This window comes from Bradyrhizobium monzae, from assembly GCF_021458635.1.
Lineage (GTDB): Bacteria > Pseudomonadota > Alphaproteobacteria > Rhizobiales > Xanthobacteraceae > Bradyrhizobium.
Genome location: NZ_JAIRDQ010000017.1, coordinates 97,954 through 107,114, shown reverse-complemented (window position 1 = coordinate 107,114; position 9,161 = coordinate 97,954). Strand labels below are relative to the sequence as shown.

General features: G+C 57.1%; 8 protein-coding genes and 1 pseudogene. 1 reads left to right on the top strand and 8 read right to left on the bottom strand.

All coding sequences use genetic code 11. The features are described from left to right. Positions 1 to 519: 519 nt before the first annotated feature. From K3F49_RS37590 to K3F49_RS37560, 7 genes are all read right to left on the bottom strand, one after another. Complete coding sequence (locus K3F49_RS37590; RefSeq protein WP_234685900.1) at positions 520 to 702, bottom strand: hypothetical protein; 183 nt, start codon at positions 700 to 702, stop codon at positions 520 to 522. Between the two features lie 1,746 nt (positions 703 to 2,448). Further along, positions 2,449 to 2,967, bottom strand: coding sequence for a hypothetical protein (locus K3F49_RS37585; protein WP_234685899.1), 519 nt, complete (start codon positions 2,965 to 2,967; stop codon positions 2,449 to 2,451). Positions 2,968 to 3,581: 614 nt separating this feature from the next. Continuing rightward, positions 3,582 to 4,292, bottom strand: a complete 711-nt coding sequence (locus K3F49_RS37580; protein ID WP_234685898.1) for an adenylate/guanylate cyclase domain-containing protein — start codon at positions 4,290 to 4,292, stop codon at positions 3,582 to 3,584. Between the two features lie 30 nt (positions 4,293 to 4,322). After that, entirely contained in the window at positions 4,323 to 4,826 is a 504-nt protein-coding gene (locus K3F49_RS37575) for a hypothetical protein (RefSeq protein WP_234685897.1), read from the bottom strand. An 853-nt stretch (positions 4,827 to 5,679) separates the two neighbouring features. Continuing rightward, positions 5,680 to 5,862: a hypothetical protein gene (locus K3F49_RS37570; RefSeq protein ID WP_234685905.1), complete on the bottom strand. Its 183-nt coding sequence runs from the start codon at positions 5,860 to 5,862 to the stop codon at positions 5,680 to 5,682. Between the two features lie 602 nt (positions 5,863 to 6,464). Beyond that, positions 6,465 to 7,697: an HlyD family secretion protein gene (locus K3F49_RS37565; protein WP_234685896.1), complete on the bottom strand. Its 1,233-nt coding sequence runs from the start codon at positions 7,695 to 7,697 to the stop codon at positions 6,465 to 6,467. After that, positions 7,690 to 8,127 (bottom strand): hypothetical protein, encoded by a 438-nt coding sequence (locus K3F49_RS37560; protein WP_234685895.1) that lies wholly within the window; start codon positions 8,125 to 8,127, stop codon positions 7,690 to 7,692. The genes K3F49_RS37565 and K3F49_RS37560 overlap by 8 nt, the downstream gene beginning before the upstream one ends. A 324-nt stretch (positions 8,128 to 8,451) precedes the next feature. Between K3F49_RS37560 and K3F49_RS37555 the strand changes: the two are divergent. Beyond that, positions 8,452 to 8,864, top strand: a pseudogene (locus K3F49_RS37555) (adenylate/guanylate cyclase domain-containing protein); the annotation flags it as partial. 41 nt (positions 8,865 to 8,905) lie between these two features. On the opposite strand, the gene K3F49_RS39335 reads toward K3F49_RS37555, so the two are convergent. After that, positions 8,906 to 9,040: a hypothetical protein gene (locus K3F49_RS39335; RefSeq protein ID WP_276575444.1), complete on the bottom strand. Its 135-nt coding sequence runs from the start codon at positions 9,038 to 9,040 to the stop codon at positions 8,906 to 8,908. Positions 9,041 to 9,161 lie beyond the last annotated feature (121 nt).

Below are 9,161 nucleotides of genomic sequence, written 5' to 3'. Positions count from 1 at the left end.
CACGCGGACATGACCAAGTGCGCCTCGCATGTCCGCTTCCGACCGCAAAGCGGACCTCGCCGCTTCCGAAACGACAGGTTTATGAGTACACGCCCTAGATCACCGCCTCAGCCGTTGGGGTGGCGGCCGGAGCCGCTCCAGTCCATCCTCGATCACTCGGAGGTCCTCGAGTATTGAATTTCGAGACAGAGCGGGATCGATGCCACCTGTGGTCTGTCGTGTTTCCAACAAACTGATGGATATTTTCAGCGCTAGCTGGTTATTCAATGCTACGTAAGCGGAGACGATCGCTTCTACGAATGTTGGCAATAGTGGCTGACCAGACGAAGTCTATCTGTAGCTGGCGGCCCGGGGCGTCTCAAATCGCGTCGTCGCCAGCGCCTCCGCTTTCAGTGCCTGGCGATACAGCTGCACGGCGCGTTGCAGCGTTCGCCGGCTGACTGCCACGCCTTCCTCGGCCAACAGGTCCTGGCGCACTACATCCGCATTGCCGCGATGCCGAATGAACCTCTCGCGCAGTCAGCCTTCGAGGCCATCGAGCCGCTTCGGGCGCTCAGGCGACTTGAAAGGCTTCACGCCGCCCGCCGCCACGTGCTCCTTCGCCGTATCTTGGCTGCAGCCCAGCTGCCGCGAAATCCGCCTCAGGTCCCACCCGCACGCCCTCAGGCGCAACATCTGCGCCACGTCGTCCGGCGTCTTCATCACCTGCCCCCGTGGATCAATCCACGACGGGCCTATTCCTCGTGACGCCGAGGGGGCAATTTTCCATGGCGCGCGTGTCAGATTCTTCCAAAGTTCTGCCCAAACTCCATTGGACGTTCACGCTGATGCCACTCATGCCGCCTCCGACACTTCCGGTAGCAGGAACTTCGCCGGTATTGCCTCGGTTGACGATTTGTTACCGTCCCAACGCACGCGATGCCAGCCGCTCCTAGAATTGCTTTCGATGACGCCGCGCCGATGTCTCCAGCGCACGTGAAGCTTTGGGTTAGCCACCATCCAGCGCACGCCATCCTCCGTAAGCATCACCAGATCGCCGCGCTCGAAGCAGGAAGATCCCGACACGCCGAGCCCCTATCGATAACCAAAGCGCCAAGTCGATTCAAAGCCTCCGCTCGATCCGCCGCGCATGCCCTAGACCGAGATCATCAGGACCGCTGCGTTTCAATAGCAGCAATGCGAATCAAGCTCTGCCCGTAACACGCGAATTGTGAGAAACCGGCGCCTGAGCGGAAGTCGTCCTTTGTTTTATCCCCTGGGAGGTGAGATCCGTTCTGGAAAGAGCAATTGGCTCACCTACCGGACAATTGCTGGTCTGGACCGCCGTGCCGAAACCCTTGAGCGACTATTTCCGTTCAGGGCTTCGTTAACCCGACTACTCGGCCGCGCAGAGAGATGCACAAAGCAGCCCAAGGACCACGCTCGCGCCCTCACCCAGCACTGGCTGGCAATGGTGGTGTCGTTTCGGCATAAGCCCCATTCAACCGGCGTCACCGTTTTGTTCTAGGCTCAGCGACCAACGGTCGTGCGCAGAAATTACATCAGCAAAATCTGGATCAGGAATAGCGAACGCTCCGTTCCACTACTGGGTCATCCGGATGGGGTACCGCTTAAAAGAGCATGCCAGGGTCACTGGGACGTCTTAATTTGCTCCGAGTGCAGTCGCAAATTTGTCGCGACTTCGGACCAGTTCTTCCATTTCCCCGCTGTAATAGGTCGTAATTTCCTCACCTCAGGAAGGGGGGCTCATGGAAGTTTTTCGCGCTGAGAAGATTTGCGTTCTCGAGGACAACTCAAGCAGAAGCTGCCGATTCTGCGGCAAGAAAATGAAGCTTGTACGAACAGTGGTGAACTCTGAGTCCGGAGAAATCACTCACATGTTCGAATGCGGGTGCGGGAAGCGCTTGTGGGAAGACTAACGCGCTCACCTCTCGACGGTCCCCAATAACCCCCGAGTACTCCGGCTGCATGCTGCGGCAGACGCGGTCCACAAGTCGAGACCTATTTGTAGTTTGTCACCGTAGCTACTCACGCGAGCCCGAGGCAGACTGATCAAAATTTTCTAACACTGTAACGCCTTGGCTATTTCCGGTTCGGAGGAGTGGATATCCCCTGCCCCTTCGATGTTTCAATTTGGAAAGTCCGCTTTGGATTGATGAGCAGAATATCGCTCGTCCGTTGGTCCGCTAAGCGACCACAACCGGACCCATGCACCGCAGCATCACCTAAAGCTACAGCTAAACGTCAGCGGTACACGCCTAGAATAATTGACCAGTCGTCCGCCGAAGGCCCAAAGAGTCACGGATGGGCGCGCCGAACGACCGTCCACATTGTAATCGTGTAATCGTCAGCCATGCGCTGCCGCGCGCTTCTGGCCCGCCCGTCAGCGTACGGCCACCCGTCTTGACTAAGTCTCAAGACGGGGGGCCGCAACGACGCAGCAAGGAGTTATTGCTTGGCGGCTGCAGTGGTCACCTCATCGTCTGTCATGACTTCAAGGCTAAACCGATTGAACCCTGCGGGTTGAACTGCCCATTTGACCGCCTTCCCTGAGAGCGGCGCAAATACACCAGTCGCGAATTGATAGACTGCCTTACCGGTGCTTTCGCTTCCCACCGGTTTGCCGTCCTTCATGACTACCGAGCCGACACCTTCAGTGACTAGTGTGACGCCAATCCCATTGGGTGAGCGCAGCATTCCGATCCCGTTTAGGTACCGGCCTTTGGGGCCATCCCATTCACTCGTAGAACTTCCAGTGTACTGTGCGCCTTTCAGGAGACCATCAACACCGGCGCAGGCATATTGCGTGCCGACGATCCGATGCCCATCGCGGTCCCCGATGGGGTCTTGGCTGGCCGCTCCAACGATGTTGCATTCATACCGTCCGATCGGCTCCGACTGCGCAACTCCGCACGCACCGACGAAGATTGTGGAAGCGGCAGTAATCAAGATAAAGGTCTTTCCCATTGAATTACTCCTGCAATGGAATTGCTCTGGCATAATCAATCGAGGGCAACAGCCCAATAAAGTCGCTTGGCTTAGGACAGCCTTGCTGCCTGCCGATGGCCCTGTCGCTGCCTTTGAAAATTGAATGCTCGGCACATTCGCGATGGCAGCTCAAAGTAGCGGGTGAACCATACACCGCCATAGCGGGTCTTGAAAGACAAGAGCTAACCCTACGTAGGAGATCAATAAGCGTTTCAGGCCGAACGGGTGCGGGTCACGAAGTGGACCAAGCAGCGGAAGATCGAAGCTTTACATTGAGTCCATCCTCGACAAGACGATGGGTGCAGCCGAGTTCCTTATTGCCGACTAGTTAGGTCGCCGGCAAGGACGAGGTCTGCAACGGGTCAAAGTGAGACCTCTCGCTTTCGGTATCGCGAGTCCGCTGCGCCCTCAGACCCGGACGTACAGCCAGGGGCCACCAAGCTCCGCAGCGGGCCAGGAGCGTCGATTTGGCCTGATGCTGGTCATGTCGGAGTTGCCCCTGACACGCATCTGTCGGACAGGTGTCAGCGCGCCGCAAACGACGGTGAGTTGGCGAAGGTCGCCGTCTATGCGGGCATGCGGACGGCAGGATCTTAAGTGACTCTTTCAAGCCGGCGATCCAGACGCCAGACGCCCACCCGACCCGCTCCCCGTGTCTCGACATCGCCAACCTCAGTGCAGCAGAAATTCGCTCCGAGAAGCTCACGTGTCGCATTCGAAAGCTGAATTTCGTCGGGCTTGGCCGCATGCTGGATTCGCGACGCCACGTTGACGGTATCACCCCACAAATCGTAGGCGAAGCGGCTGCGGCCGATCACACCCGCGACTGCCGGGCCTGAATGAATTCCGATCCTCAATTTGAGCGGCGCGCCCGCGAAGGCTTCTCCCTCCATCGTCTCCCTGAGATCAAGCGCGTAGCGGGCAAGAACCTCAGCGTGGCTGGAAGTAGGTTCGGGCAAACCAGCGGCCGCCATTACGCAGTCTCCGATCGTCTTAATTTTCTCGCAACCGAGCCGCTGAGCGAGTTCGTCCGCGACGGAGAAGAAGCGGTTCAGCATGCCGACCGTCGCCTCGGGGCCCGCCCGACGCGCGGCTGCCGTAAATCCGACGATGTCCGCGAAGAGCACGCTAATGCAGTTGTATCCATCAGCGATCTGTTCGCCCGACTTAAGGCGTTCAGCCACCGGTCCAGGAAGAACGTTGAGTAGAAGCGCCTCCGAACGACGGTATTCGTGCTCCAGCGCCGCCTCGGCCGTGTCAACTAGATGGATTGAATATCGGGTGGTGAGGAAGAGCACACACATCGTCAGTGCCGAAGTGGCGTAGAAAAGAGCTTATGACTGATCTATCGACATCGGGATGTGGGATGGCCAACGAGGCAGAACCTTGACTGCGACGACGAACGCTCCCCAGGCGAACAGGGTCGTGAGCGCCGGTAGTACAATCGGACGAGGGCCGAGGAAGATCAGCGAAAAAATCGCGACAAGAATCAAAAACAAATGGGAGCCCGATGCGTGTCCAAGCAATAACGTGAAGCTCAGCATTGCCGCTATAAATACCCCAAGAAACCACACGCCAGCGAATGGGCCTGGCCAACGATAAAATAAAGGTGTCATGGCCCACAGGGCCGCAGTCGCGAGGTTCGCCCCGATAGCAATAGCGTAGGCTCGGGTGTCGAGCACCGAGTAGAGGATGGCAAAGAACAGATCGATAGCGATCCCAACCACTACAATCACGTTCATAATCTTGTTGATGAGTTTGCGGCGCCGCGACGCGCGCTCCTCCGCGAGGGGGGCCTTCACAGCTGACGTCGGAACGCTTTCGTCGCGGCGTGACATGGGCATGCTCCCAAGCAATGGCGACCGGCTCCAGTCTGCCAACGTGGGCTGAACCCGACAACCAATTTCTGTCTAAATAATACCGCGTCTGAGACATCGATCGGTACAAGTGTCGATCCCCGCCGACTTCCGCTTGGGGTCATTATCAGGCATCGTGGACTTGGCCGACTTTGTCCTCTTATGCCCCAGAAGCGGATTGAGCAAAGGGGGGCGTGAATCCTTAGCCGGTTCGGCCCTTAGACCGATGGGCCGTAACTTTTGCATATCCCCAAAACGGAGAATCTTTGATTTTGGGATTCAAGCCAGACGGCGCGCTCTCTGGCGCTAAGATACGGGGCTGTCGTTCGATAAGAGCCCCTGCTGTCGGAGGTGCTGGACCAAAAGCTCAGTGATGAGGTTTGGGACGGATAATCGTCTCGCCTAGGGGCCGCCAGCTTTCCAACCCAAGGAATCCACTGGCGGCCCTTGCCAGTCGTCAGCGATGCGACAACCGGCACAGGAGATATTGCTGCGTCATGGGGGCAAACGGCAAACCGGCATTGAAATTAAACCTAACGCAGTACGGAATACTTCGACGCGCAGAACTTCGCACCCAGTGGGACCGGGTAAATGGCAAGGACGCCGTACGAACGCGTCCCATGGACCCCGTGCTAGCCAACGCGATTAAGAACCCGCGAATGCCGAAGCCATATGGCGGCGGCGATGGCGACTACAATACAAGTAAGACTGTTCGCGGCGTCGATACGTTCGTGAGGCTCAATCGGACCGGCGACAAACGAACGATCCTGGCTGCGACGTGTAGCGTGTTCGCGGTTGATTCGACGGTTGAGTCAAGAAAACGAACCGAGACGCGTCAACGCTGGTGACCGAGTGGAATTCCCAGCGTAATCGCCTTTTGGCGAAGCGAACCGCCCGTTCTCTTCATCTGCTTGGCGATCTTCACGACTGGCGTGCGCGCCCTCGAGTGCCGGCGTAATTCTTTCACGTCGGTCGCTGTGTAAACGCGGCGGACACTCTTCTTCGTCTTCCTTGCCATTTGAACTACCGAGTCATGGTTGACCGAGGCCTTCAAAGTAACATCGTCGAGAATAACAACATCGCGTTGGTTGCACCACACGTGTCAGTGATTTTGTCGACAATCGTCAAAAGCTATGCTTATTGAGCGGCCTGCGATCGATGTCCGGTCACCCACCAATTGCGGACGTTGTTCGGATTCGGAGATCGGCCAGTAGAGGAAGTCAACGTGGACTGAAACCAGCTGGGCGGCCTTACTTCTGGCGGCGCTCATCCGCCGCGATAGCCGATAGCGTTTCGAATTGATTGGCTAGAGCGGCAAAGCTCTTAGACATATTTTTGAGCCCGGTCGCCATTCTTGGCGATACGCCTGGCAAGTTCGCTTGATTTAAATATTGTCGGGAAAGATCCCGGCATTCTTCCGCACTTCGCATTTCTGCCCCCAGCACGGGTGGAAAGTAACGCATGCTACCTTTTTAGGAGTAGCAGGAGGTCTGATTGATATTTGTTGGATTTGCGCCCGACACCCGACGACCAAGGCCTTAGCGCGATGAAAGTCGTCCGGGGTCACAAGCTAATGTTCTGAGCGCGATGGAGGTTAGCCCAGCCCACTTGAAGGCACCTTTAGTGGCCGCTCAGCACCAGCGTCTTGACCGGCAGCAGCAAAGCCTGAATGCGCAACAGCAACGCATGGACCAGCCCTGTTGCGTCGACTACGTGCAAAGCAAAGCCTCTGAGCGCGCCGGTCTTCGGATCGGCGATCACGTCGTGATTGCTGGTGTAGGCATTTACGATGCAACTCGAACCCGGAGTTACACCTTCAAGACCGCCCTTGTAGAGCGGCTCGAGGAACGCGAGGATCGTCCCGGGCTTCGGACCGTTTTGTGCCTCGATCAATTGCTGGCCACCCTGAAATTGACCGGCCGCGATATAGTCTTGCACGCTGGTGATGACCATCGGAATGATCACCCACGGCTTGGAGATGCAGGTTGCTTCTGCAATCATGCCCTCTTTCAACACGCCCGCTTCGATCTGGCCAAAGCCGGCTTGAAGAGCGGTCTTTCCTGCCCCATCGGGAATGAGAATGCCGGCCGGCCTCATGATTTGGGCGACAAGGTCACCCGGACGGAGGAAAAATTGCTCGACGCGGCCATCGACGCCCGCGCGGATAGTGGTCTTGTCGAGGTCAACCTGAGCTTGATCGAGCGCTGCTTGGGCGCTTGCCTTCTGCGCCGGGAGCAAGGCCGATACTTGTAAGCTCGCGGTCTCCTTAACTGCCGAGGCGGCATCAATCCCAGCTTGGCGTTGATCGACCAGCACCTTGAGCTTGTCGATGTCACGCTGCGGCACGATGCCGGGATTGCGGGTCTGAAGCTCGCTCTTGACGTCGAGCTCGTCCTTGGCTTGCTGATAATTGGCCCTGGCTTCCTGGATCTGGGCCTCCGCTTTCACGACGTCCGACTGCGCGGCGATCATCGTGGCGTCGACCTCGGCGACCTTTCGCTTCGCGGTCTCAAAGGCAGCCTGCTGCCGGGAGCTGTCCAGCGTGAACAGGACATCGCCCTTCTTCACGGCCTGGCTGAAGCTGACTTTCACTTGGTCAACGCGCCCCGACCCTTCCGGCAGGATCGGCACCGTGCGGTAGTAAAGTGTCGCTGAATCTGTCGTAGGATGGAAATAGAAGATCATCGTGATCAGCGCGACGGTGAGCATCAGGCAGCCGGTAATGCCCCATCTAAGCTCGTACCAAACCGAATAGAAAGTGATCTCCTTGCCGAAGCGCTTGCCCTGACGATAGCGGCGAAAAAGGTAGTCTGGAAGGATAGTGATGAGGGAGCAGAGGAGAAGTTCAAGCACGGCTCTGTCCCTTTTCGGTCGCGGCATCGCATGTAGCTGACTTATCGGGCGATGCGCCTTCTGAGCTTGACGTGGGCCCATTCGGAGTTGCGTCTGCGATCCGCTCAACCGAGCCGGCGATGGCGCGTAGCGGCGTCCCAAAGTCTGGCAGGTCGATCATAGCCAGCAGTAGGCCGGCCACCCAAAAAATATGCATGTGTGTGAAGAGCGAAATCAGACCGAGCACCGCTACGATCTCGAACTGGAGCTTCTGCGATTTATGAGCCATGCGCTCAGGCAAGCTGTGAAGTTTCCAATACAATGTGCCGACCCACAGAATCACCGCGACGAGGAAAATGCCCATGACCACCATCAAAGGGTCCGATCCATCCGGGGAGGAGAGGAAGAATGGTAAATGGTGCGGGGCAGAGGGATGCATCTGTTCGTTCAACTTAGAATCCTGCCCGAAATGAGAAGCGCCTATTAGTTGAACGATGTTCCCCAAACTGGGGAACTAAATCAAGTGGGATTGAAGCAACTGGTCTTTGTATTTGGATGCTCCTGAAGTGGCCCCTCTTGATGACAGCTTTGGGTCGAAATGCGAAGAACTCACCTGAGCAAATCTAGTCCGCCGTACCCCAATGAGCGGACCTCGTGGATGGACATCGCTGCTTCGCCGATGGGCCAACTGCCGATATCGCCTAGGTGGCTAATACGTCAAATTCGCATGGCCGTGTTGTCCGATCCTCCTAGGCTGTGGTTTGGGTTGCGAGCGATGGTGCAGGAGCGGCCAGTCCGGATCGAGCGAAGATTGTCGGCGATATTGGCCGCCGACGTCGCTGGCTACTCGCGGCTCATGCACAATGATGAAGAGGCTACGCACTAACGGTGCTCCTCACCGAGGCTATCGTCCCGGCAATAGGTGAACACGGAGGCCGCATTGTCAAAAACACTGGCGATGGGTTCTTAGCGGAGTTTCCGAGCGCGGTCGAAGCGGTTCGAGCTGCCTTGCAATTCCAAACCCGCATTCATGAACTTACAATCGATGAGGCGGAAGATAATCGCATTGCTTTCCGCATGGGCATCAATATCGGGGACGTAATTGTAGAGCCGCATGATATCTTCGGCGACGGGGTGAATATTGCGGCGCGACTTGAGAGCATCGCAGAGCCCGGAGGCATCTGCATCTTTTNCATCACACGCCTCAAAGTCGTCCCCGAGGGACAATCTCAAAACCCGAACGCGTGCCTGATTTGCCGCAGCATAGCCATGGCCGCGTCGGTGTATCGACCGTTGGTTAGGTATTGATCCAGTTGCGCTGTACTAATCAGCGCCACAACTGCCGCCGTGAAGCCCTTAAACATTGGGCCTCTCCTACAAANAGACCGCCAACCGGGCGTCCCGAAGTATTAGACTGTTCTCAGAATGCGCTGCCGCATAATGCGACCTATATGTAAATGGTGACAGTGACCAGTAACCAATCCC